The 24,042-nt window shown below is 37.9% G+C and carries 20 protein-coding genes and 1 tRNA gene; 9 read left to right on the top strand and 12 right to left on the bottom strand.

Going from position 1 to position 24,042, the window contains the following annotated elements:
- Nucleotides 1-83 precede the first annotated feature (83 nt).
- Nucleotides 84-1,544, top strand: coding sequence for an RNA polymerase factor sigma-54 (gene rpoN, locus ACFSQP_RS07915; RefSeq protein ID WP_376893148.1), 1,461 nt, complete (start codon nt 84-86; stop codon nt 1,542-1,544).
- A complete protein-coding gene (locus ACFSQP_RS07910; RefSeq protein ID WP_376893146.1) occupies nt 1,544-2,149 on the top strand; it encodes a hypothetical protein in 606 nt (201 codons plus the stop codon). The genes rpoN and ACFSQP_RS07910 overlap by 1 nt, the downstream gene beginning before the upstream one ends.
- Nucleotides 2,150-2,177: 28 nt before the next feature.
- On the opposite strand, the gene ACFSQP_RS07905 is transcribed toward ACFSQP_RS07910, so the two are convergent.
- The 8 genes from ACFSQP_RS07905 to ACFSQP_RS07870 form a co-directional block, all read right to left on the bottom strand.
- Entirely contained in the window at nt 2,178-2,891 is a 714-nt protein-coding gene (locus tag ACFSQP_RS07905) for a porin family protein (RefSeq protein ID WP_376893144.1), read from the bottom strand.
- 85 nt (nt 2,892-2,976) lie between these two features.
- A complete protein-coding gene (locus ACFSQP_RS07900; RefSeq protein ID WP_376893142.1) occupies nt 2,977-3,459 on the bottom strand; it encodes an ExbD/TolR family protein in 483 nt (160 codons plus the stop codon).
- A gap of 16 nt (nt 3,460-3,475) precedes the next feature.
- On the bottom strand, nt 3,476-4,111 hold the full coding sequence (locus ACFSQP_RS07895) for an ExbD/TolR family protein (RefSeq protein WP_376893140.1): 636 nt from the start codon (nt 4,109-4,111) through the stop codon (nt 3,476-3,478).
- A gap of 1 nt (nt 4,112) precedes the next feature.
- Nucleotides 4,113-4,565, bottom strand: coding sequence for a hypothetical protein (locus ACFSQP_RS07890; protein WP_376893138.1), 453 nt, complete (start codon nt 4,563-4,565; stop codon nt 4,113-4,115).
- 28 nt (nt 4,566-4,593) lie between these two features.
- Nucleotides 4,594-5,364 (bottom strand): MotA/TolQ/ExbB proton channel family protein, encoded by a 771-nt coding sequence (locus ACFSQP_RS07885; RefSeq protein ID WP_376893136.1) that lies wholly within the window; start codon nt 5,362-5,364, stop codon nt 4,594-4,596.
- Nucleotides 5,365-5,593: 229 nt separating this feature from the next.
- Nucleotides 5,594-5,681, bottom strand: a tRNA-Ser gene (locus ACFSQP_RS07880).
- 71 nt (nt 5,682-5,752) lie between these two features.
- Nucleotides 5,753-6,784: an asparaginase gene (locus ACFSQP_RS07875; RefSeq protein ID WP_376893134.1), complete on the bottom strand. Its 1,032-nt coding sequence runs from the start codon at nt 6,782-6,784 to the stop codon at nt 5,753-5,755.
- 2 nt (nt 6,785-6,786) lie between these two features.
- Nucleotides 6,787-7,554, bottom strand: coding sequence for a TatD family hydrolase (locus ACFSQP_RS07870; RefSeq protein ID WP_376893132.1), 768 nt, complete (start codon nt 7,552-7,554; stop codon nt 6,787-6,789).
- Nucleotides 7,555-7,722: 168 nt separating this feature from the next.
- On the opposite strand from ACFSQP_RS07870, the gene ACFSQP_RS07865 reads away from it, so the two are divergent.
- Complete coding sequence (locus ACFSQP_RS07865) at nt 7,723-8,214, top strand: retropepsin-like aspartic protease (protein ID WP_376893130.1); 492 nt, start codon at nt 7,723-7,725, stop codon at nt 8,212-8,214.
- Between the two features lie 1,013 nt (nt 8,215-9,227).
- Here ACFSQP_RS07865 and odhB read toward each other — a convergent pair.
- Both odhB and ACFSQP_RS07855 read right to left on the bottom strand, forming a co-directional pair.
- The gene (gene odhB, locus ACFSQP_RS07860; protein ID WP_376893128.1) at nt 9,228-10,457 is read right to left on the bottom strand and encodes a 2-oxoglutarate dehydrogenase complex dihydrolipoyllysine-residue succinyltransferase; all 1,230 of its coding nucleotides are present in this window, start codon (nt 10,455-10,457) and stop codon (nt 9,228-9,230) included.
- Nucleotides 10,458-10,489: 32 nt separating this feature from the next.
- Entirely contained in the window at nt 10,490-13,267 is a 2,778-nt protein-coding gene (locus tag ACFSQP_RS07855; protein ID WP_376893125.1) for a 2-oxoglutarate dehydrogenase E1 component, read from the bottom strand.
- Between the two features lie 114 nt (nt 13,268-13,381).
- Between ACFSQP_RS07855 and ACFSQP_RS07850 the strand changes: the two genes are divergently transcribed.
- Nucleotides 13,382-13,924, top strand: coding sequence for an alpha-ketoglutarate decarboxylase (locus ACFSQP_RS07850; protein WP_376893123.1), 543 nt, complete (start codon nt 13,382-13,384; stop codon nt 13,922-13,924).
- Nucleotides 13,925-13,997: 73 nt separating this feature from the next.
- On the opposite strand, the gene ACFSQP_RS07845 is transcribed toward ACFSQP_RS07850, so the two are convergent.
- Nucleotides 13,998-14,345 (bottom strand): hypothetical protein, encoded by a 348-nt coding sequence (locus ACFSQP_RS07845; RefSeq protein WP_376893121.1) that lies wholly within the window; start codon nt 14,343-14,345, stop codon nt 13,998-14,000.
- The gene (locus ACFSQP_RS07840) at nt 14,345-15,319 is read right to left on the bottom strand and encodes a polyprenyl synthetase family protein (RefSeq protein WP_376893119.1); all 975 of its coding nucleotides are present in this window, start codon (nt 15,317-15,319) and stop codon (nt 14,345-14,347) included. The genes ACFSQP_RS07845 and ACFSQP_RS07840 overlap by 1 nt, the downstream gene beginning before the upstream one ends.
- A 123-nt stretch (nt 15,320-15,442) precedes the next feature.
- Here ACFSQP_RS07840 and ACFSQP_RS07835 point away from each other — a divergent pair, with 123 nt between their 5' ends.
- From ACFSQP_RS07835 to aspS, 5 genes are all read left to right on the top strand, one after another.
- Complete coding sequence (locus ACFSQP_RS07835; RefSeq protein WP_376893117.1) at nt 15,443-16,063, top strand: TetR/AcrR family transcriptional regulator; 621 nt, start codon at nt 15,443-15,445, stop codon at nt 16,061-16,063.
- Nucleotide 16,064: 1 nt separating this feature from the next.
- Entirely contained in the window at nt 16,065-17,408 is a 1,344-nt protein-coding gene (locus ACFSQP_RS07830; protein ID WP_376893115.1) for a TolC family protein, read from the top strand.
- 19 nt (nt 17,409-17,427) lie between these two features.
- Nucleotides 17,428-18,624 carry an efflux RND transporter periplasmic adaptor subunit gene (locus tag ACFSQP_RS07825; RefSeq protein WP_376893113.1) on the top strand — a complete coding sequence of 399 codons (1,197 nt, stop codon included), beginning with the start codon at nt 17,428-17,430 and terminating at the stop codon, nt 18,622-18,624.
- A gap of 11 nt (nt 18,625-18,635) precedes the next feature.
- The gene (locus ACFSQP_RS07820) at nt 18,636-22,112 is read left to right on the top strand and encodes an efflux RND transporter permease subunit (RefSeq protein ID WP_376893111.1); all 3,477 of its coding nucleotides are present in this window, start codon (nt 18,636-18,638) and stop codon (nt 22,110-22,112) included.
- Between the two features lie 127 nt (nt 22,113-22,239).
- Complete coding sequence (aspS, locus tag ACFSQP_RS07815; protein ID WP_376893109.1) at nt 22,240-23,994, top strand: aspartate--tRNA ligase; 1,755 nt, start codon at nt 22,240-22,242, stop codon at nt 23,992-23,994.
- Nucleotides 23,995-24,042 lie beyond the last annotated feature (48 nt).

The raw sequence follows: 24,042 nt of genomic DNA, 5'->3' as shown, positions 1-24,042 counted from the left end.
CTAAAATAATTTTATAAAACAATCTGCGTTACGCCGTAAAGTAGATTGTTTTTTTTATTTTTATACAAACCGAAAACACTGGCATGCTTAAGCAATTTTTACAATTCAAATTATCACAAAAGCTATCTCCACAGCAAATTCAATTAATGAAATTGATACAGCTGCCTACGCAAGCTTTTGAGCAACGCCTAAAACAAGAACTAGAAGAAAATCCAGCGCTTGAAAGTGGTAAAGAATCTCTGGACGATCCCTTTGAGGACGACTTTGATAATAGCCAAGATACCTACGAGGATAACGAAACCATTAATGCAGACGACATAAATGTTGACGATTATTTAAGTGATGACGACGTTCCCGATTACAGAACACAAGCCAACAATTACAGCGCCGATGACGAGGATAAATCCATACCGTATGCAGCGGGAACATCCTTTACCCAGCATTTAAAAAACCAATTAAATACCTTTCGTTTAAATGACGAAGAACGCGACATTGCCGAATTTTTGGTAGGTAGTGTAGACGAAAGTGGATACATACGAAGAGAATTGGCAGACATCATGGACGATTTAGCCTTTACACAAAATGTATATACCACCGAAGAAACAATAAAACAAGTTTTAAAAATTGTTCATCAGTTAGACCCTGCAGGTGTTGGGGCTCGTAATTTGCAAGAGTGTTTGAGTATCCAATTACACCGCAAGCAAAAAAATCCAGATGTAGAACTAGCCATTAATATTATAGACCATGCTTTTGAACAGTTTACCAAAAAACATTACAAAAAGCTAATACAAAAGTTCGATATTACCGAAATTCAACTAAAAGATGCTATTCAGGTTATTGAACATTTAAATCCAAAACCAGGCGGCTCCTACGCCGGAAACAACCGAATTGTAGAACATATTGTTCCAGATTTTGCTATCCGTATTGTGGACGGCGAGTTAGAACTAACCCTAAACGGCCGGAATGCTCCAGAGCTTCACGTATCGCGCGAGTATAGCAACATGATGAAAGGGTATAAGGAAAGTAAAGAAAAATCTAAATCGCAAAAAGAGGCTGTTCAGTTTATAAAGCAAAAGCTAGATGCTGCTAAATGGTTTATAGAAGCCATTAGGCAACGCCAACAAACCTTGTTTGTAACCATGAACGCCATTATGCACTACCAAAAAGACTATTTCCTTACTGGCGATGAACGCAAACTACGCCCCATGATTTTAAAAGATATTGCCGACGAAATTAATATGGACGTTTCTACCGTGTCCCGCGTGGCAAACAGCAAATATGTGGACACACCGTATGGCACCAAGTTAATAAAGGAATTTTTCTCGGAATCTATGACAAACGACCAAGGCGAAGAGGTGTCTACCCGCGAAATAAAAAAAATACTGGAAACCGTTATAGAAGAAGAAAACAAACGAAAGCCCTTAACCGATGATGCGCTGGCTAAAATATTAAAAGAGAAGGGCTACCCCATAGCACGGCGCACCGTTGCTAAATACCGCGAGCAGCTTGACATCCCTGTGGCCCGTTTACGAAAAAAAATCTGATGAACGCTATTTTACGAAGTATTTCGTTTATTTTTCACCCCATTATAATGCCGCTGGTAGGTGTTATTTTTTATTTCACCAAATCGCCTAGGTATTTACCATTGGATATTATTCAGGCCAAAGTGGTTTCGTTGTTTATATTAACCATACTGCTACCTATTTTAATTTATATGTTATTAAAATCTGTTGGTAAAACAAGCTCTATATATTTACAAACCACCAATGAGCGTATTATTCCTTTGTTTATAAACGCCATTATCGTTTTACTAATCATTTTAAAGGTGCTGCCTAGCAACGAAATAATAGAGCTTTACTTCTTCTTTTTAGGTATTTTAGTATCTACCTTAAGTTGCTTTATTTTAGCCATCATGCAAATAAAAGCCAGCATACATATGATGGCTGTATCTGGCGTTTTTATGTTTTTCTTGGCTTTAAGTATTCACTTTAGTATTAATATAAATGGTAGTTTGGCTTTTATGGCGTTGTTAACAGGCGCTATTGCAACGTCTCGATTACACCTGCAAGCTCACAGCGTTCCAGAACTTGTTATAGGCTTATTTATAGGCTTTATACCACAGTTAATCCTTATTAATTACTGGATGTAAGCCCACGCATAACAACTGCAAAATACCGTTATAAAATATAAAAAATAAGCCCCACTTTTAAGGCCTGCATATCCACTAATTCCGATTCCAAGTAAGCCTCCGAAAATATAGTATTCAAGCCATAATAAACGTATATATTCCACGTATTGTAGCCAGCACTTATGGTAAGCCCGTATTGAAAATCGTTAAACGATTGGATATTTTTATTTTTTATAGTCCCTAAATCGCCTTTAAACTTGGACGAATTGTAAAACACATATCCCAAGTTAAAACCCGTATATATGCGCCAAAATTTGTAATCTGTTGCCGTAGAAGTACGCCATCTAAGTTGCAAAGGAACCTCCAACATATAGGTGGTAAACTTATTTTTGGTATAGCCCACCAAGTTCTTATCCAGCACCACGTACTGTAATTCGCCACCTTCACCCGAGGTAATAAGAAAATTATTATTAAATGAATTGGTAGAAACACCCAACCCAACACCAAGCCCTACATTGCGGCGCTTGTTAATGGGTATATCGCGAATAAATCCGGCATGGAACCCACTAGAAAACCCCGACTGAGCTACACCGCTAGGCTTGTTATTAAGCAAATTATAGGTAACGCCAATATAAAATTGATCTTCCCTGTATTTGTTGTCCAATATGGTATCTGAAGGCTTGCTCTGTTCCAGCAGCGTATCCTGCGAATAAACGCCTAGCACACCCCCAATAAAAATGAATAAAAACGCTAGCTTTTTCATATGCTCCAAACAGGTTTCAGTGCGACTCAAAAAAAAGGCGTTAAGATTTCTCTAAACGCCTTTTTCCTATAAAATTAAGATGTTGTTATTGATTAAGACTTTGTAAGGCATCACCCTTTCGTGTCTTATAATTTATTTTAAGGGCATTTACTTCGCGTAATTTCTGTTTAATATCAGACACCAAGCCCATGTTGGTTTCCTTATCCACACTTAATACAGTAGTTAAAAAAGGAACTTCTTCTTCACGTTTACTATCGCGTTCTGCAGCTATAAAAGCAGGTATTTCGGACACATCGGCAAACTTATCGTTTAACTGAATACGTGCTTCAGTTCCAAATTGCTTATACGCGCTGCTAGGTTTCCCGGCGTAAATATACATTAACAAATTTCGTTTCGCTAACTTTTCTACCTGGTCGGCAGCTGGTAGGCTATTTTGAATTTTTAATGTGTTTTGACGCATTACCGTAGCAACCATAAAGAAGAATAACAACATAAAAACAATATCCGGTAAGGATGCTGTAGATATGGCTGGTACGCCTCCGCCTTTTTTCTTTTTAAATTTAGACATAAATAATATGGTTTATCTAATTAGATTTTTTTGGTTCTGCTTCCGAAAATTTCTGTGGAATTAAAAGTTTAATTTCTTCAATCTTATCTTTTAATTGTGCTTTTCTGGCCGCAGAAGTTCTGGCATCGTTATACTCGTAATCGGCTTCAACGAAATTAACGCCTAAATTAGGGTAACGCAATTCAAACTCTCGGTTACGCAACACATTATAGGCAGCAATAATTTCGTTTTGCACGGCTATATACGTTTCATAACTAGTGGCCCTATCATTTTGTAACGAAATAATGGCTTTCTGAAAGTTGTCTGAAGATTTTGGGTTACGCTTACCTTTACAAGCTTTACAAGCATCTTCACCCGTGCCACCACCGTTATCTAAAAAGTCGACAGCAGCTTTACGCAAATCTTTAAGTGCTATCAAATCGCCGTCACTTCCTGCTGCTTTAAGCAAGAGTTGGTTGTTACCATTAACGGTAATTTGAAAAATATTTCGTTCTTTAATAATTGGCGGTTCTGTTTCTTCAATTGGCGGCAACTTTCGGTTAAGACCAGAGTCTATTTCGATGGTAGTTGTTACCAAGAAGAAGATTAGTAATAAGAAAGCAATGTCGGCCATGGAGCCTGCATTCACTTCCGGTGCTGCTCTTTTTGCCATGTTATTTACTTATTATTTTTTTAAGGCTAGATAGTAACATAATTACTGCAGCCGTTGCAATTAAAATATAGAAAGCTACCAAACCGGCGCCTACTAATTGAGAAGCGCTTTCGCTGGCTTGAATTCCATTGTAGTAATAAGCCATTGAATCGCCGCCACTAACAGCGTACGCTATAACCAATACTGCAGCAAAAATACCAACGCTAATAAGTGTGTTTTTTAAGGTAGCGGTATTTGTTACTAAATTTTTTAGTACAAATAATACCACAAAACCAATAGTTAGCGCCATAATGGCATAAGCTACATAGGCCATAGGATCCACAATAGCGGTATCTCCCATTGTAGCAGCAGATTTAATAGACTCGTCGCCTTCGGAAATGATTCTTACCAAGAAAACAATTCCTAAAAGCCCGAGAAGTCCCGCTACTATTTTTAATATTTTGTGTAAAGTCATAATTTTTAAAAATTATTGCGGTTAATTATTACTTCTTGTGTCTGATTAACAAGTCCATTAACGTAATGGATGCATCTTCCATATCGTTTACAATACTATCAATTTTAGCAATGATGTAGTTGTAAAATATTTGAAGAATAATAGCAACAATTAAACCAAATACGGTTGTTAAAAGGGCCACCTTAATACCTCCTGCAACTAAAGAAGGCTGCATATCGCCGGCTGCCTGAATTTTATCAAAAGCTTGAATCATACCAATTACCGTACCCATGAAACCAAGCATTGGTGCTAATGCAATAAATAATGAAATCCAAGATACATTTTTTTCTAACTGTCCCATTTGTACACCACCGTAAGCAATAACTGCTTTTTCGGCAGCTTCAACACCTTCATCCGTACGGTCTAAACCTTGATAAAAAATGGAGGCAACAGGACCTTTTGTATTTCTACAAACTTCTTTAGCGGCTTCTACACCACCAGATTGTAAGGCATTTTCTACCTCTTGTGTAAGCTTTTTAGTGTTAGTTGATGATAGGTTTAAGAAAATAATTCTCTCAATAGCAATGGCTAAACCAAGAATTAAACATAATAATACAATTCCCATAAACCCTGGACCACCTTCTATGAATCGTTTTTTTAATTCCTGGTGAAATCCTAATTCTTCTGCAGCAGCATCATCTGCGGCATCTTGAATTGTAGTAACAACTGTGTTGGCACTTGAAAATGCGCTAGTAGTTGCGTTAGCTGTTCCGAATGCCACAAAACACATAATGGCTAGGATAGAAAATAGTCTTTTCATTTGTTCTTGTTCTTAATTTTATTAGTTAAAGTGTTAAAGATATAAAAAAATTGTAATTAAAAAATTAAAATCACTGCCGAGTTATGAAGCGCTTTTAGCTAAACAACGCTTATTAAAACCCCACAATAAGAAAAGAATTTTAAGATGTTTACAGGCTGTTTTGCCGCTATTTTTAATTTAGAATAGGACTAAAATTTTGGTAAACAGACCCATACATAAAATACTTTAGCAGAGAGGAAGGGATTCGAACCCTCGATACCCTTTTGAGGTATACACGCTTTCCAGGCGTGCGCCTTAAGCCGCTCGGCCACCTCTCTGTTTTAAGTTTTTCTTACAGGCTGCCAAATAACGAAAAATCTTTAAAAGGTAAAAATTTTGTAAGTTAATTTTAAGCCATTTCACCTCTTAAGGCTGTTTCGAATACTGTTTTAAAGGTTTTATGTGCTATTTTCTCACCCAAAAGATACATTAACTTGGTAATGGCCGCTTCTGTGGTAATGTCTTTCCCTGAAATAACGCCTAAATTTTTAAGCTGTGAACTGGTTTCGTATTGCCCCATATTTACACTACCTCCCGAACATTGGGTAACGTTTATTATATGTACACCTTTTTTTATGGCATTAGCAATGGCACTTAAAAACCAACGCTCTGTAGAAGCATTGCCTGCGCCATAGGTTTCCAACACCACACCTTTAATATTTGGATTTTGTAAAATACTTTCAAGCACATCTTGGGTAATGCCCGGAAACAACTTTATTAAAGCCACGCGGGCATCCAGATGTTTATGGACTTGTAACTTTTTCCGGTGATTAGGCTTAAAAAGCGCTTCTTTATTAATGGTAATATGCACACCAGATTCTGCCAAATGTGGGTAGTTTAAACTTTCAAAGGCTTCAAAATGTTCGGCATTAAGCTTGGTTGTTCGGTTACCACGATATAGCTTATACTCAAAATACAAACCAACTTCCTTTATAATTGGGCGGTTGCGCACTTGTAACGAGGCCATTTGTATGGAAGTAATTAAATTCTCTTTCGCATCGGTACGCAAATCGCCTATAGGTAATTGCGAGCCTGTTAAAATTACGGGTTTACTTAAATTCTCTAGCATAAAACTTAATGCAGATGCGGTATAACTCATGGTATCGCTTCCGTGAAGCACCACAAAACCATCGAAATTATGGTAATTAGCTTCAATTATCTCGGCCATTTGTACCCAATAAGTAGGATTCATATTAGAGGAATCTATGGGTTCTTGAAACGATACGGTTTCAATATGGCAAGTAAGTAGTTTAAGTTCGGGGATTTGTTTTAATAAATTATTAAAATCGAATGCCTTTAAAGCGCCTGTGTTGGTATTTTTTATCATACCAATGGTACCACCGGTATAAATTAATAATATGTTAGGTTGTGTGTGATCCATAGTCAGACTTTAAAAACAGCTTTGGAATTTTCGGTTGTAATTTTAGCAATTTCGGCAGCCGGTAATTCATATAATTCCGATAATTTGTTGAGCACCTCAATCAGGTACGCGCTTTCGTTTCGTTTTCCCCGAAAAGGCTTTGGAGCAAGATAAGGCGAATCGGTTTCCAAAACAATATGCTCCAGTGAAATTTGATTTAAAAACTGATCTATTTTGCCATTTTTAAAGGTAACTACACCACCAATACCTAATTTCATATTATAGGAAATGGCTTGTTTGGCTTGTTCGAACGTTCCGGTAAAGCAGTGAAAAATTCCGTACAAATCTGGCGATTTTTCAGACTCTAATACGTCAAAAACAGCATCGAAGGCATCCCGACAATGAATAACTATTGGCAGGTTGTATTTTTTTGCTAGCTGTATTTGGTACTTAAACGCTTCTTTTTGAATGTCCAGCGTACTGGTATCCCAGTATAAATCAATCCCTATTTCGCCAACGGCATAAAACCTGCGTTTGGCTAATAAATTGGTTACATGCTTTAGCTCGTCTTTATAATTAGCTTTCACAGATGTAGGGTGTAATCCCGTCATTAAAAACATATGGTTTGGGAACGCTGCTTCTAACTGAAACATAGCTTCTGTGTACGAGGAGTCGATGGCTGGAATAAAAAATCGGGTTATACCAGCCTGTATAGCGCGTTGAATCATTTCCTCCCTGTCGGTGTCAAACGCGTCACTGTACAAATGCGTATGGGTGTCGGTTACTATCATGATGCAAAAGTAAAAAAGTAAGCATCAAACCTGGTTACTTTCCCCTTTATAATTTCTAATTTTACGTGATACCTCGTGTACCAATTCTGCCATGGTGCTATTTAGCCTATTTAACAAGCTATTTAGCTTATTTAGTGTATTTTTGGTTTTTTTCGAAAACAAACAGCTATGACAAAATCATCAAAACCAAGTCTAAAATCCTTTTTAACAGAGCAAGGCTATATTAAAGTAAACCTTAAACTTACTAAAACCCATCATTTTGAAATGAAAGCAACGCTTAACGGCGTTAAAGGCCGCTTTATTTTAGATACAGGTGCCTCTATATCTTGCGTGGGCTTTGAAGCAGCAGAAAAGTTTAAGTTAAAGGCTAAAGACTCTCCTATGAAAGCTGCTGGCGCTGGTGCTACAGATATGATGACGCAACTTGCCAAAAAAAATACCGTAAAAATTGGCAAGTGGAAACAAACTAAAGTCCCTTTGGTGTTGTTTGATATAACCCATGTAAATACGGCACTTACCAGCCACGATGCGAAACCGGTAGATGGTATTATTGGAGCCGATATTTTGAATCAAGCAAAAGGCATAATTGACTATAATAAAAAATGCCTCTTCTTAAAGTTGGCTGTGAAGAAACCGAAAGCTAAATTAGATTCCAATTAACGCCCAACAGATTGCCTACCAGCTTAAAGAACATATGCAAACAAAAAACACAACCTATATTTAAAAAATTACGTAGGGATACGTATTTTTTAAAAAGTATAGAGGCCTTATATTTGTATTGCTATTAATTAATTACTCCTTTTGAAAAAAAGGACTTTATATAAAAGACCTTAAAAGAATTTCTTTTAGGGTCTTTTTTTATGTTGTAGCCAACCTTCAGGAAACCTCAAAGAAATGGCCTACCATATAAAGCGATAGAAGTTAAAACGAAAATACGTAAACATACGTATTTTTTAAAATGTATGAACGCCGTACCTTTACATTGCTATTAGTTAGTTATTGGAAGGAGTACTGAATAGGGCTTTTAATGATGTTCATTAAAAGCCTTTTCTTTTTTTAGTCTGTTGCACGTTGTATACTTGTAATTTCCTAATAATATATACAGTCATTAAAAGTAGCCTTCTTGGGTTTTCTAGAAACCAATCCAAACGCTCAATTTTTTTCATTACCAAAAAACGGCTTATTGGCACCGCTAATGGATAAAATAACCCATTGAGATAAAAAAATTACGTATCAATACGTATTTCACCAATCCACTAAATATAGTAATTTTACATTGCTATTAGTTAGTTATTGAGGGATTTAAAAGCTTTTTGTCGTTTTTTGATAAAAAGCTTTTTTTAATTAAATAGATTAACCGGAAATGCGTAGCGCTACGTACTTCTATATCCTTGAAATTATGTATCTTTATTCTGCTATTTTAATTTCAGTGTGGGTTTGTTAATTTATTAATTTATGAATGCCGTAAATGAACGCTTTATAAATCTGCCAAAATATTTTGGAAACCATGAAGGAATCGAACACCAACAAGTTTTTGGTTTATGGTTTAATAATAGTTGTTATTATTGTTATTTCCATGAACCTCTTCGTAAGTCTTTTTTAACCCCAAAAATGTCAAAAAAAAAGCGCTATGTCATTTTAACATAGCGCTTTTTTAATTTCTATACTTTTTTTTAAAGTTCCAGAGCCTTTTTAATGTTATTATCCATTAATAGCTCGGCTGGATTTTCTAGCGCTTCTTTTACAGCAACCAAGAATCCAACAGATTCTTTACCGTCTATAATTCTGTGATCGTATGATAAAGCCACATACATAATAGGACGAATTTCCACTTTACCGTTTACAGCAACAGGACGCTCTACAATATTATGCATTCCTAAAATACCACTTTGCGGCGGATTAATAATTGGTGTAGAAAGCATGCTTCCAAACACCCCACCGTTAGAAATTGTAAAGGTACCGCCTGTCATTTCGTCTACAGTAATTTTTCCGTCGCGTGCTCGTAACGCCAAACGTTTTACCTCGCTTTCAACACCTCTAAACGATAAGTTTTCTGCGTTGCGTATTACAGGCACCATTAAACCTTTAGGACCAGAAACCGCTATGGATACATCTACAAAATCGAAACTTATCATTTCTTTTCCGTCAATCATAGAGTTTACCGCTGGATAAAGTTTTAAAGCACGCACTACAGCAAGTGTAAAGAAAGACATAAAGCCTAAACCAACACCGTGTTTGGCTTTAAAAGCCTCTTTATACTCGTTTCGCAATGTAAAAATAGGCGACATGTCTACCTCGTTAAAAGTAGTTAGCATAGCCGTGGTATTTTTGGCTTCTACTAAACGTTCTGCAACTTTACGACGCAGCATAGACATTTTGCTTCTAGACGTAGAACGGTTTCCACCTGTAGGGGTTCCCATGGAAGGCACCGCTTTTATAGCATCTTCTTTTGTAATTCTGCCATCCTTACCGGAGCCAACAATTTGGGAGGCGTCCATTTGTTTTTCGGCTAAAATCTTTTTAGCTGCCGGACTAGCTGTTCCTGTAGCATATGTTTTGGTTTCCGCTGGAGCTTCTGGCTTTGGTGCTTCTGCTTTAGCAGGTTCCGGAGCGGGTGTATTGGCTGGCTTTTCGGTTGTTTTTTCTGAAGTGCCACTTGGTTTTTCGGCTGCAGTATCAATTAAGCAAACCACTTCACCAACGGCCACGGCATCGCCTTCTTCAGCTTTTAAGGTTATGGTTCCACTAGCTTCAGCAGGTAATTCCAAGGTAGCTTTATCGCTATCCACTTCGGCAATAGCCTGATCTTTTTCTACGTAATCACCATCAGCAACTAACCATGTTGCAATCTCTACTTCTGTTATAGATTCTCCTGGCGAAGGAACTTTCATTTCTAAAATCATCGTGATACTGTTTTAGTTTTTTTAATTTGTTGTTAATGTTGATTATTTTTAGTCTTGTCAAACACGAAGTCTATTACCTCTTTATGGCGTTTTTTAGACCGCACAGTGCTACCTGCTGCTGGTGCTCCGTATGGTCTGCGCGATGCTACACGGAAGGTTTTAACGGCATCTAAATGCATAAGCATGTGGCTGTAAGCACCCATATTACGCGGTTCCTCTTGTGCCCATACAATATCTTCGGCATGTTTGTACTTATCTAAAATAGCGTGAATGGCATTGGTTGGCAACGGAAATAATTGCTCTATTCTAACCAAAGCAACATCTGTACGCTCTAATTTTTCGCGTTCTTCTTGTAAATCGTAGTAAAATTTACCTGTTACAAAAACCAATGTTTTTACATCGGCTGTTTTAATTTCTGGATCGTCTATAACTTCTTGGAAACTTCCGTTTGCAAATTCATCGACGGTAGAAACCACTTTCGGGTTTCGCAATAAACTTTTTGGTGTAAATATAACTAATGGCTTTCTGTAGGATGCTTTTACTTGACGGCGCAAAATATGAAACATGTTGGCTGGCGTAGTACAATCTGCTACAAACATATTATCTTTTGCACACAATTGTAAATAACGCTCCATACGCCCCGATGAATGCTCTGCTCCTTGGCCTTCATAACCATGTGGCAACAACATAACCAAACCATTTTGTATTTTCCACTTGTCTTCGGCTGCAGAAATGTACTGGTCCAACATAATTTGTGCACCATTACTAAAATCGCCAAACTGCGCTTCCCAAATGGTTAGTGTTTTTGGACTTGCCATAGCGTAACCATAATCGAAACCTACAACACCATATTCGGATAACAATGAGTTATAAATAAAAAACTTCCCCTGTGTGTCGCTTAATTGGTTATGTAATATAATTTCTTCTTCGCTGTCCTCTACTTTTACAACCGCATGACGGTGCGAAAACGTACCCCGTTCCACATCTTGACCCGAAATACGCACATCATTGCCGTCTAGCAATAAAGTACCATAAGCCAGATGCTCGCCCATAGCCCAGTCCAGTTTATCTTCATCAAACATGGTTTGTCTGGACTGAATTAAACGTTCTATTTTGCGAATAAACTTTTTGTCTTTTGGAAGCGTAGAAATAACCTTGGTTACCTTTTCCAAATCGGCCACACTGCAGGTAGTATCTACAGGTTTCATCATCTCTTCTTCTTTAGCCGTGGTAAAATCTTCCCATTCATTTTGCATAAATGGTGTTATTTCTGTGGTATCTTCTTTCCTAGAATCTTCTAGATTTTCTTCTAATTTTTGCTTGTACTCCTCTTCTAATTTTTGAACGTAAGCATCATCTATAATACCTTCAGCAATTAGCTTTTCGGCATACAAATCGCGCGGATTTTTATGTTTGGCTATAGCCTTGTATAATTTTGGTTGTGTAAAACGCGGTTCATCGCCTTCGTTATGGCCATATTTACGGTAGCCTAATAAATCGATAAACACATCGCGCTGAAACTTCATTCTAAAGTGTAACGCAAACAACATGGCGTGTACAACAGCTTCCACATCGTCTGCATTAACGTGTAGCACCGGCGATAAAGTTACTTTTGCTATATCTGTACAGTAGGTACTAGAACGAGCATCCAAGTAATTGGTTGTAAACCCTATTTGGTTATTTACTACTATATGTATGGTACCACTCGTTTTGTAGCCATCTAACTGCGACATCTGCACAATTTCGTATACCAAACCTTGACCCGCAATAGCCGCATCGCCATGTACGACTATTGGCAGTACTTGCGACGGATTATCGGCGTATTTATCGTCTTGTTTGGCTCTGGCAATACCTTCTACTACGGCACCAACTGTTTCTAAATGCGACGGGTTTGGTGCAATATTTAAATTAATTTTGTTTCCATTTTTAGTTTCTCTGTCGCTGGTCCAACCTAAATGGTATTTTACATCGCCATCAAAAACTTCTTGTTCGTAGTCCTTGCCATCAAATTCACTAAAAATATCTTTAGCAGACTTGCCAAAAATATTGGTTAAGGTACTTAATCGGCCGCGGTGCGCCATACCCATCACAAACTCTTTAACGTTGTATTCCGAAGCACTTTCAATTAAGGCATCTAAAGCTGGAATAAGGGATTCGCCTCCTTCCAATGAAAACCGTTTTTGCCCTACATATTTGGTGTGCAAAAAGGTTTCGAAGGATACAGCCTCGTTTAATTTTTTAAGAATATGCTTTTTTTCGTCGGCCGAAAAGTTAGGCAAATTATCGTTGATGCTTAATTTTTCTTGAAACCATTTAATTTCCTCTGGTTTTCTAATGTACATGTACTCCACGCCTATCGAGTGGCAGTAAATGTTTTCCAGGTGTTTTATAATATTTCGAAGTGTTTTGGCACCAGAGCCAATGGTATTTCCGGCGCTAAAGGTGGTGTCTAAATCTGCTTCGGACAAACCAAAATTTTCAATAGCCAGTGTTGGCTGGTAGGTACGGCGGTCGCGAACTGGGTTTGTTTTAGTAAATAAATGACCTCTGTTTCTGTAACCATCTATTAATTGCAGTACCTGAAATTCTTTGGTAACACTTATGGAAACATGCTCACAGGACACTTCGTCTCCCATTACTTTTTCGGTTTCAACCGCATCTTCCAAGCCATAGCGCTCGCTTCCAAAGTCGAAACCTTGAAAAAAGGCCCTCCAACTTGGCTCTACAGAATCTGGGTTTTGTAAATATTGATCGTATAAGTCAGCAAAGTATGCCGAATGTGCTGCGTTTAAAAAAGAATACTTATCCATAAATGAATTAAAACTGAATCGTTCAGACTAAATTTACACAAAAGTACAACATTTACTAAAATAAGCTGTGGTTTTCTTATATTTATCGCTGCTAACTTTACTAAATTTTTTAAAATGAAAGCAGGTCTTACCAAATCGAAAAGAAACCACTTCTTGATTGCTATTTTTAGCCTTATTTGTATAAACACTTATGCCCAAAACAACTCGGGCAATTTTGGCAGTAAACTGCGTTTTGGTGGTGCAGTAGGTCTTAGTTTCTCTGGCGATTATTTTAGCGGTACCCTAGCGCCCAGCGCTATTTATAGGTTTAACCCTAAATTTGGTTTGGGGGTTTCGTTAAACGGAACTTATGCTAGCCGCAAAGACGTGTACAAATCGACTATTTTAGGCGGCAGCCTTATTGGGCTTTTTAACCCCATACCCGCCATTCAATTATCTGCCGAATTTGAACAATTAAATGTAAACAGAAAATGGGAAGACCAACTGGCCATTGCCGATGAAAACTATTGGTATCCGGCACTGTTTTTGGGAGCAGGTTACACCATTACGTCTGGACGCGTATCTACTGCAATTGGAATTCGCTACGACGTTTTGTATGATGAAGATAAGAGTATTTACGCCAATGCATGGATGCCCTTTTTTAGAATATATTTTTAGAAGCAGCACACACGACTTTTTAAGAGGTTTTCTTTCATAAAAGTTAACGGGCCTAGCGCCGCGCGAAATACGTTTAATACCGGTTTTTAAACCACACTTTTTGCCATTCGCGTTGCAGAATAAAAAAGGCTACTTGTTCTGCCATAACTAGCGTATCCGAACCATCTAGCTCCCGTACTTTGTTTTCGGAAACATCTATAATGTAAAGCAAGTTAAGATAATCCATAAACTTTTCCTGTATAAGCTTATATACCAGTTCATGCAGCATTAGTTTTAAACTGGTAGGCAAAATAGTTTCGGTAAAGGCTAAATCTACATTAGCTAAAGCCAAATCTTTATTTAATTGCTTAATTAACTTTTCGTACAGATTGGCAGCTGTTGCCTCTTGTACTAACTCGGTAAAAGTAGCTGGTAGTTGCATTACACATTTCTATTCATTAACTGTTGCCCAAAGGATTTAAGCAACTGCTTTTTCGCTTCAGAAATCTGTAAGCGCTCCAATACAGCAAAGGCTTTATTGGTATAAACCTCTATAATCTCTTTCGTGGCCAAACTGGCACCAGAGGAAACAAAAATATCCTTAACAGTTTGAATTTTATGGGTTTGGTCTGAAGGCTTCAAACTAAATAAATTTAACAGTTGTTTTTTCTCTTCGGCCCCAGAAAACTCCAAAGCTTTTAGGTACAGGTAGGTTTTTTTATTTTCTATAATATCACCACCAACTTGCTTGCCAAAGGTTTCTGGGTTTCCAAAAGCGTCCAAATAATCATCTTGCAACTGGAAGGCAATGCCTAAATTTTTACCAAACTCATAAATATTGGCTTTGTCTTCATTAGATGCTTTTGCAACAATAGCACCCATTTCCATTGCTGCAGCCACTAACACCGCGGTTTTATACTCTATCATTTTTAGGTACTCTGGAATAGACACATCGTCGCGCGATTCAAAATCAACATCGTATTGCTGGCCTTCGCACACCTGTAAAGCCGTTTTACTAAACAGCTTGGCCAATTCTTGAAAAACAGCAGACTCGTAATTTTCAAACAACTGATAGGCCATAATAAGCATGGCATCGCCAGATAAAATACCTGTATTTACATCCCACTTTTCGTGCACAGTATCTTTACCGCGTCGTAAAGGAGCCGCATCCATAATATCGTCGTGTACCAACGAAAAATTATGAAACACCTCCACGCTTAAAGCCGCGTTTAATGCCTGCTTATAAGCGCCATTAAATATATCCGCTGTCATTAGGGTTAAAACAGGACGCAAACGCTTGCCACCTAGTTGTAGAATATAATTAATAGGACCGTATAGAGATTGTGGCTCTTTTTCCTGCGTAAAGTCATTTAAATACCCCACAAAGGCCTGCTGATAAAATGATATGTTTTGCATAGCGCAAAAATAAGGCAATTCCCGCAATAATAACAACTAGCCATGGGCAATATTAAAAAAAGGTTAAAACTATGGAAACTTTTTAGGTTTTAAAAGTTTCCAACAGTATCTTTGCCACCCTTTATGAAACAGAATATTTTAAATAAAGCCGCCAACATGTTTTTAACCTACGGGTTTAAAAGCGTTACCATGGATGATATTGCCAACGAAATTGGGGTATCTAAAAAAACCATTTACCAGCATTTTAAAACAAAAACAAAATTAGTGGAAGCGGCTACTTTATATATGTTCGAATTTATTTCTAGCGGCATTAATGATATTTGCGCGTGTAACAAAAATCCTATAGACGAGATTTATGAGATTAAAATGTTTACCATGCTGCATTTAAAAAACGAAAAATCATCGCCGCAATACCAACTTAAAAAATATTATCCCAAAATTTTTGAGTCGCTTAAAAACAACCAGTTTCATGTTATGCAGGACTGTGTAACTAATAACTTAAAGCGCGGCGTTTTGGAAGGCTTATACCGAAAAACCATTGATATTGATTTTATTTCGCGTTTGTACTTTAACAACATGATGACTTTAAAAGATGTCGATATTTTTCCGCGCAACACCTTTCCAATGAGCCACCTTATGGATACATTTTTAGAATATCATATTCGCGGCATTAGCACCGAAAAAGGCCTAGCCAAACTGGAAACTATTTTACAAAATCAAGACACCTTAAAACTAAACAACTAAAATGAAACATTCTTTTTTGCTGCTTTTTGTAGTGCTTGCTTCAACCGCCTTGCAGGCTCAAGAAACACCAAACCAATTTTCATTATTGGAGGCTATAGACTATGCATTGGCGCACAACCGACAGGTTAAGAATGCCGCTCGCGATATAGATATTGCCAAGAAACAAAAATGGGAAACCACCGCAACCGGATTGCCGCAAATAAGTGCGGCTGTAGATTACCAAAGCTGGATTAAACAACAAGTTTCCTTGTTGCCTGCCGAAATAGCTGGTGGCCAACCTGGCACATTTGTCCCCGTTACCTTTAGTCCCAAGCAGAGCCTAAATGCCACAGCTACATTAAACCAACTTATTTTTGATGGCTCCTACCTAGTGGCCTTACAATCGGCAAAAGTGTTTTTAGAAATTTCGAAAAATGCCAAAATAAAAACCGATTTAGAAGTCAGAAACGCGGTTATAAATGCCTACGGTAATGTGCTTTTAGCCGAAGAAAATTTAGACATTGTGCTAAAAAACATTGCGGTTTTGGAAAAAAACCTAAAAGAAACTACTAAAATTTTCGAAAACGGTTTAACCGAAGAAGAAAGCGTGGAGCAACTACAAATTACCTTAACGGGCTTACAAAACTATTTAAACAATGTAGAACGCTCCAAAAATATTGCATACCAACTGTTTAATATTACCTTGGGAATAGATTTAAACGAACCTTTAACACTAACCGATACATTGGAAACCTTAACGCTGCAAAACATTTCGTTAGACCTACTTACGGCCAACGACAATGTTGAAAACAGCATCGATTACCAAATAGCAAAAAACCAAGAAGAAACAGCAGCCCTATTTCTTAAATTGGAAAGAAGCACTTTTTTACCACGTTTAAGCGCCTTTATAAACGCCGGATATAGCGGTTTTGGCGAAACATTTAACTTTACAAGCAGCAACCAAGCTTGGTATGGCTCGTCGCTTTTTGGTGTTAACATGTCTATACCAATTTTTAGTTCGGGCATGCGCAAAGCCGCTACACAACGCGCCAAAATTGATTTAGAAATAGCTAAAGAAGAACTTACCGAAACCGAGCAACAGTTAAAATTTCAAATTTCTGCTGCTAAAAGCGACTATCAATTCGCCATTGAAGAATATCAAAACAAACGTCAAAATTTAAATTTAGCCGAACGTATTGAGCAAAAAAATCAAACCAAGTTTTTTGAAGGTATAGCCTCCAGTTTCGATTTGCGTCAAGCACAAACACAATTGTATGCGGCACAGCAAGAATATTTACAATCTATGTTTGATGTTATAACAAAAAAATCGGCTTTAGAAACCATTTTAAATACTGTTAATTACTAAACTACACTCACAACCTGCCATGAAAAATATAACCATTTTTACACTGTTAACGCTTCTTATTAGCTCATGCGGTAATGATAAGCATAAAAATTTCGATGCTATTTTAGAATCCAATAACCTAACGGAACTAAAAGAAGCTAGAACCAACATCGATTTAAAGCAGCAAGAACTTGAAGAGCAAATAAAACGCTTAAACCAAAAAATTGCGACACTGGATAGTGTTAAAAAAGTACCGTTAATAACAACTTTTAAAGCAGAAACACGTGTTTTTAATCACGAATTAGAAATACAAGGTAACGTAACAACTAAAAATTTACTTGTGGTAACCCCGGAATACAATGGTATATTAACCCATGTATATGTTACCGAAGGACAACAAGTTAAAAAAGGCCAATTACTAGCTAAAATAGACGACGGCGGTTTAAGCCAGCAGTTAGCACAGCTAAAAATTCAAACCAATTTAGCTAAAACCACCTTCGAACGTCAAAAGCGTTTATGGGATCAGAATATTGGAAGCGAAATTCAGTACCTACAAGCCAAATCGGCCTTCGAATCGCAAACCGAAGCCATAAATCAGTTAAAACAACAACTGGAAAAAACCAATGTTACGGCACCATTTTCAGGAACCATAGACGATGTTATTACCGAACAAGGCAGCGTGGTTATGGCTGGCCAAAGTCCGCTAATGCGCCTGGTAAATCTAGATAACATGTACATTGAAACCGACGTACCCGAAACGTATATAACCAACGTAACACGCGGCAAACGTGTAACGGTGGAGTTTCCTATTTTAGGAAAAACCATAGACACAAAAATACGTCAAGCGGGTTCCGTTATTAACCCCGCCAACCGGACTTTTAAAATAGAAGTTGGCATACCAAACAACCAAGGCCTTATAAAACCCAATTTAACGGCACGCTTAAAAATTAACGATTACACCAACGAGCAGGCTATTTTAATTCCACAAAGTATTATTTCAGAAAATGCTAACGGCGACCAATACATTTATATGGTAACTAATAAAAAATTGAACGGCGAAGGCGAAGTAACCCGAAAAATTATTAAAACAGGTAAAACCCAAGGTGATGTTATTGAGGTTTTAGAAGGCATAAACAACGGCGATGAAATTGTGCAAGAGGGTGCCCGAAGCGTAAAAGACGGTCAGACTGTTAAAGTTATTTCCATGACAAGCGAAACCAATAATACAAACGCATAAAAAAATAACGCATGTCTAAAATTAAAAAACAAGTAGAAAAAGAATTTGGTTTATCATCGTGGGCAATAAACAATAAAACCACCATGTATGTACTCATTCTGGTTATCTTTTATTTAGGCGTTGCCGCATTTTTTGAAATGCCTCGCGAAAGCTTTCCAGAAGTTAACGAAACCAAAATTTACGTCAGTTCCATTTATCCGGGAAATACGGCAGAGGACGTTGAAAAGCTAATAACAGATCCGCTTGAAGACGAACTAAAAACCGTTAGTAATGTTGTGGAAATTACCTCAACATCGCAAGAAGATTACTCTATGATTATTGTAGAGTTTGACGAAAACATTACCGTAGAACAAGCCAAACAAAAAGTAAAAGACGAAATAGACACCAAAACCGCTGGCGAGGATTGGCCTATGACAAATGGAGCCAAGGTAAAACCCGATGTTTTCGAGTTAAGCTTATCCGAAGAAATGCCCATATTAAACATTAATATTTCAGGCGATTACCCGGTTCAAAAACTTAAAGAGTATGGCGAATACCTTCAAGATGAAATTGAAGATTTATTAGAAATTAAAAAAGTAGATATTCGGGGTGCTCAAGAGAAAGAAGTTGAAGTAGCTGTAGACATTTATAAAATGATGGCAGCCAATGTTACTTTCAACGACATAATTAGCACCATTAACAACGGAAATCTAACCATGTCTGCCGGAAACTTAAAAACAAGTGGCCAGCGCAGAACCATTCGTATTTTAGGCGAAATTGAAACGCCAAACGAACTAGAAAACTTTGTGGTAAAGTCGGAAAACGGAAAAGCCATTTATTTAAAAGACGTGGCAACCGTTAGCTTCCATGAAGAAGATAAAACTACATACGCCCGGGAATTTGGTGAGCCTGTAGTAATGCTAGACGTTAAAAAACGTGCTGGAAAAAACATGGTCGATGCCGCAGAACAAATACAAGCTATTGTTAAAAATGCCGTGGACACCCGATTTCCGCAGGATTTAAAAGTAACCATTGCTAACGATCAATCGTCTGTTACCATTGGCCAAGTAGACGATTTGGTTAACAACATTATTTTTGGGGTTATTTTAGTGGTAATGGTCCTTATGTTTTTTCTAGGGTTCAAAAACGCCATATTTGTTGGCTTTGCCATTCCTATGTCCATGTTTATGTCTTTAATGATTTTAAGCTTTTTAGGACAAAGCTTAAATACCATGGTCCTTTTTGGCCTCATTATGGGGCTTGGTATGCTGGTAGACAATGGTATTGTGGTAGTAGAAAATGTATACCGCTTAATGGACGAGGAAGGTATGAGCCGCATTGAAGCTGCCAAAAAAGGTATTGGCGAGATAGCGTTCCCTATTATCATTTCGACTGCTACAACCGTTGCAGCCTTTATTCCACTTGGTTTATGGCCGGGCATTATGGGCGAGTTTATGATGATTCTTCCTATTACACTTTCCGTTGTACTAGGCTCCTCCTTATTTGTAGCAATTTTCTTCAATTCTGTTTTGGTATCGCAATACATGAGTATTGAAGATAAAAATATGCCACTAAAAAAGATTATACGAAACACAGCTATCATGGCAGCAATAGGCCTATTGGTTATTCTTTTTGGTGGCGAATACCGCGGTCTTGGAACACTTATGGTTGTAACAGCCCTAATGCAATGGGTTTACCGTTTGTTTTTAAGAAAATGGGCCAATACATTTCAAACAAAAACCTTGGTTAAACTGGAGCGTTGGTACGAAGGTCAGTTGCGCTGGGCTCTATCCGGTTGGCGCTTGTATGGCATTACCATAAGTACCTTTGTACTATTAATTGTATCCTTTGTGGCATTTGGAATTTCGTTAGCCACGCAACGTACCAAAGTAGAATTTTTTCCAGATAATAAGCCCAACCAAATTATTGTATACATAGAATATCCGCAAGGCACGGCTATTGAAAAAACCAACGCCATAACCAAAGAAATTGAAAAGCGTGTTTACAATGTGGTAAATGCCAACCAGTATAAGGATGGATCCTATAACTTTATGGTAGAAAGTGCCGTGTCGCAAGTAGGTGAAGGTGCTGGAAATCCACAAACCGACGGAGGATCGGCAGCAGAAATGCCTCATAAAGCCAAAATTACAGCCTCGATGCGCGAATATAAATACCGTCGTGGCGAGGACAGCGAAATGCTTCGTCAAAAAGTGCAAGAAGCGTTGGTAGGCATATTTCCAGGTGTTTTAATTTCAGTAGAAAAAGATGTAAACGGCCCGCCGGCCGGTTCGCCAATTAATATTGAAATTGAAGGCGATGATTACGACGAGTTAATTAATACCGCCGAAAGCATGCGCGAATTTATTAACTCGAAAAACATAGCAGGCATAGATGAACTAAAAATTGACGTAAACAAAGACAAACCTTCTATGCGGGTTATTATTAACCGAGAAAAAGCAGGGGAATTAGGTATAAGTGCAGCGCAAATAGGACAGCAATTGCGTAACTCTATTTTTGGTGCTAAAGCAGGCATATACAAAGAAGGTGGCGACGATTTTGATATTTACGTGCGTTTTAATGAAGAAAACCGGTACAATACCAGCGCGTTATTTAATCAGAATATAACGTTTAGAGATAATACGGGCCAGTTAAAAACCATCCCATTATCGGCTGTAGCAACCCACGAAAATAATTCTAGTTTTAGTGCCATTAAACACAAGGACACCAAACGTGTTGTAACCGTTTATTCTGCACTGTCTCCAGGCTATACAGATGCAGGAGCTATTGTGGCTCAAATTCAAAACGAAATGAAGACCTACAAAAATCTTCCTAAAAATATTCATATAGATTATACGGGGCAAATTGAAGAGCAGAACAAACAAATGGCTTTTTTAATGGGTGCTTTTTTTACGGGACTAGGACTTATTTTCTTCATTTTAATTTTTCAATTTAACTCCATATCCAAACCAACCATTATCATGCTGGCCATATTTTTAAGTTTAATTGGTGTTTTTGGAGGACTGGTTATAACGGGTAGCGCCTTTGTTATTATGATGACTATGGTAGGTATCATTTCGTTGGCCGGTATTGTTGTAAACAATGGTGTGGTTTTACTGGATTATGCCCAATTGTTAATTGATAGAAAAAAGAACGAATTGGGTCTGGACGATTCTGATTATTTGTCTAAAAACGATTTGTTTGAAAGCATTGTTAAGGCAGGTAAAGCCCGTTTACGCCCGGTGTTGCTAACCGCTATTACAACCATATTGGGGTTAATTCCACTAGCCATAGGATTAAACATTAATTTTTTCACCCTATTTAGCGAGCTAGATCCAAACATTTATATGGGTGGCGATAATGTGGTGTTTTGGGGGCCCTTGGCATGGACGGTAATTTACGGTTTACTTATTGCCACTTTCTTAACGCTTATCGTGGTTCCGGTACTGTTCTTCTTATCTATGCAACTTAAAATGTGGATTCGAGAAAAAAGACAAGCCAACACCGCCTAATATGGTAAAACAAGATTTTTCTAGTAAAAGCCCCAATAAATGTTGGGGCTTTTTTTATTTAATAATCCGCTAACTTGCTTAAATTTGCACCCGCACATACCTTAAAGTGTAAAACAATAATATTATTATGTATAGAAGTCATAACTGTGGTGAATTACGAGCAACACACATTAATACCGAAGTTACCCTATCCGGATGGGTTCAAAAATCGCGCGACAAAGGATTTATAATTTGGGTAGATTTACGCGATCGTTACGGGATAACGCAACTGGTTTTTGATGCCGAACGCACCCCAAAAGCTATTATGGAAGAGGCACAAAAACTGGGTCGGGAGTTTGTTATTCAAGTTACTGGTACCGTTATAGAACGCGCCTCTAAAAACGCCAATATTCCCACAGGAGACATTGAAATATTAGTAACCAAATTAAGCATTTTAAATAGCGCATTACTTCCGCCATTTACCATTGAAGATAACACCGATGGTGGCGAAGACATCAGAATGAAATACCGCTATTTGGACATTAGGCGAAATCCTGTAAAAAACAGTTTAATATTTCGCCACAAGGTTACTCAAGAGGTAAGAAACTATTTGTCTGAAGCAGGTTTTATTGAAGTAGAAACCCCTTACTTAATTAAGTCCACACCAGAAGGAGCCAGAGACTTTGTAGTTCCTAGCAGAATGAACCAAGGTCAATTTTATGCGCTTCCACAAAGCCCACAAACTTTTAAACAACTATTAATGGTTGGTGGCATGGATAAGTATTTTCAAATTGTTAAGTGCTTTAGAGATGAAGATTTGCGTGCCGACAGGCAACCTGAATTTACGCAAATAGACTGCGAAATGGCTTTTGTAGAACAGGAAGATATTTTAAATGCTTTTGAAGGTTTAACCAGACACCTATTAAAAGAAATAAATGGTGTAGAAGTTAACGCCTTTCCGCGCATGCTTTATGATGATGCGATGCGTTTATACGGTAACGACAAACCAGATATTCGGTTTGGAATGACCTTTGGCGAGCTAAATGAAGTAGCACAACACAAAGATTTTGGCGTTTTTAATACCGCCGAGTTAGTTGTTGGCATTGCCGTACCTGGCGGAAATAGTTATACTAGAAAAGAAATAGATAAATTAATTGATTGGGTAAAGCGCCCACAAATTGGCGCCTCTGGTATGGTTTACTGCCGTTGCAACGAGGATGGCAGCTACAAATCGTCTGTAGACAAGTTTTATACCCAAACGGATTTAGCTTTATGGGCCGAAAAAACAAACGCTAAACCAGGCGATTTAATTTGTGTATTATCCGGCCCAACGCATAAGGTCCGTACTCAATTAAGTGCCCTACGTATGGAATTAGCGGAACGATTAGGCTTGCGCAAACCAAACGAATTTGCACCACTTTGGGTTATCGATTTTCCATTGTTGGAGTGGGATGAAGAAACCCAACGCTACCATGCCATGCACCACCCTTTTACGGCACCAAAACCAGACCAGCTGCATTTACTTGCTACCAATCCCGGTGCCGTAAAAGCAAACGCCTACGATTTGGTGTTAAATGGTAACGAAATTGGTGGTGGATCTATTCGTATTCACGATAAGAAAACCCAAGCCATGATGTTCGATTATTTAGGCTTTTCTGAAACTGAAGCCAAAGCTCAATTTGGTTTCTTAATGGATGCCTTTCAATATGGCGCGCCACCACACGGCGGTTTGGCATTTGGTTTGGATAGGTTAGTTGCCATTTTACACGGCAAAGAAACCATTCGCGATTTTATAGCATTTCCTAAAAACAATGCAGGACGCGATGTTATGATTGATGCACCGGCGCCACTGGACAGCAAACAGCTGGATGAGTTAAGTTTAAAATTACAGATAACGCAATAAATACCTAAAACCTGTCCCGATATCCTAATCGGGACAAGTTTTTTCATA

The organism is Bizionia sediminis (genome assembly GCF_042684585.1).
In the GTDB taxonomy this organism is placed as follows: Bacteria; Bacteroidota; Bacteroidia; order Flavobacteriales; family Flavobacteriaceae; genus Algorimicrobium; species Algorimicrobium sediminis.
Note: the sequence above shows the minus strand (reverse complement) of the source record. Positions and strands in the feature narration are given on the sequence as shown.

Excerpts from the sequence above, each read along its gene's own strand:
- aspS (WP_376893109.1), top strand. The coding sequence starts at position 22,240 with ATGTATAGAAGTCATAACTGTGGTGAATTACGAGCAACACACATTAAT.
- ACFSQP_RS07905 (WP_376893144.1), bottom strand. The coding sequence starts at position 2,891 with ATGAAAAAGCTAGCGTTTTTATTCATTTTTATTGGGGGTGTGCTAGGC.
- ACFSQP_RS07840 (WP_376893119.1), bottom strand. The coding sequence starts at position 15,319 with ATGCAAAACATATCATTTTATCAGCAGGCCTTTGTGGGGTATTTAAAT.
- ACFSQP_RS07875 (WP_376893134.1), bottom strand. The coding sequence starts at position 6,784 with ATGGATCACACACAACCTAACATATTATTAATTTATACCGGTGGTACC.
- ACFSQP_RS07900 (WP_376893142.1), bottom strand. The coding sequence starts at position 3,459 with ATGTCTAAATTTAAAAAGAAAAAAGGCGGAGGCGTACCAGCCATATCT.
- ACFSQP_RS07895 (WP_376893140.1), bottom strand. The coding sequence starts at position 4,111 with ATGGCAAAAAGAGCAGCACCGGAAGTGAATGCAGGCTCCATGGCCGAC.
- ACFSQP_RS07825 (WP_376893113.1), top strand. The coding sequence starts at position 17,428 with ATGAAAAATATAACCATTTTTACACTGTTAACGCTTCTTATTAGCTCA.
- ACFSQP_RS07845 (WP_376893121.1), bottom strand. The coding sequence starts at position 14,345 with ATGCAACTACCAGCTACTTTTACCGAGTTAGTACAAGAGGCAACAGCT.
- ACFSQP_RS07835 (WP_376893117.1), top strand. The coding sequence starts at position 15,443 with ATGAAACAGAATATTTTAAATAAAGCCGCCAACATGTTTTTAACCTAC.
- odhB (WP_376893128.1), bottom strand. The coding sequence starts at position 10,457 with ATGATTTTAGAAATGAAAGTTCCTTCGCCAGGAGAATCTATAACAGAA.
- ACFSQP_RS07870 (WP_376893132.1), bottom strand. The coding sequence starts at position 7,554 with ATGATAGTAACCGACACCCATACGCATTTGTACAGTGACGCGTTTGAC.
- ACFSQP_RS07855 (WP_376893125.1), bottom strand. The coding sequence starts at position 13,267 with ATGGATAAGTATTCTTTTTTAAACGCAGCACATTCGGCATACTTTGCT.
- ACFSQP_RS07830 (WP_376893115.1), top strand. The coding sequence starts at position 16,065 with ATGAAACATTCTTTTTTGCTGCTTTTTGTAGTGCTTGCTTCAACCGCC.
- ACFSQP_RS07850 (WP_376893123.1), top strand. The coding sequence starts at position 13,382 with ATGAAAGCAGGTCTTACCAAATCGAAAAGAAACCACTTCTTGATTGCT.
- ACFSQP_RS07910 (WP_376893146.1), top strand. The coding sequence starts at position 1,544 with ATGAACGCTATTTTACGAAGTATTTCGTTTATTTTTCACCCCATTATA.
- rpoN (WP_376893148.1), top strand. The coding sequence starts at position 84 with ATGCTTAAGCAATTTTTACAATTCAAATTATCACAAAAGCTATCTCCA.
- ACFSQP_RS07865 (WP_376893130.1), top strand. The coding sequence starts at position 7,723 with ATGACAAAATCATCAAAACCAAGTCTAAAATCCTTTTTAACAGAGCAA.
- ACFSQP_RS07885 (WP_376893136.1), bottom strand. The coding sequence starts at position 5,364 with ATGAAAAGACTATTTTCTATCCTAGCCATTATGTGTTTTGTGGCATTC.
- ACFSQP_RS07820 (WP_376893111.1), top strand. The coding sequence starts at position 18,636 with ATGTCTAAAATTAAAAAACAAGTAGAAAAAGAATTTGGTTTATCATCG.
- ACFSQP_RS07890 (WP_376893138.1), bottom strand. The coding sequence starts at position 4,565 with ATGACTTTACACAAAATATTAAAAATAGTAGCGGGACTTCTCGGGCTT.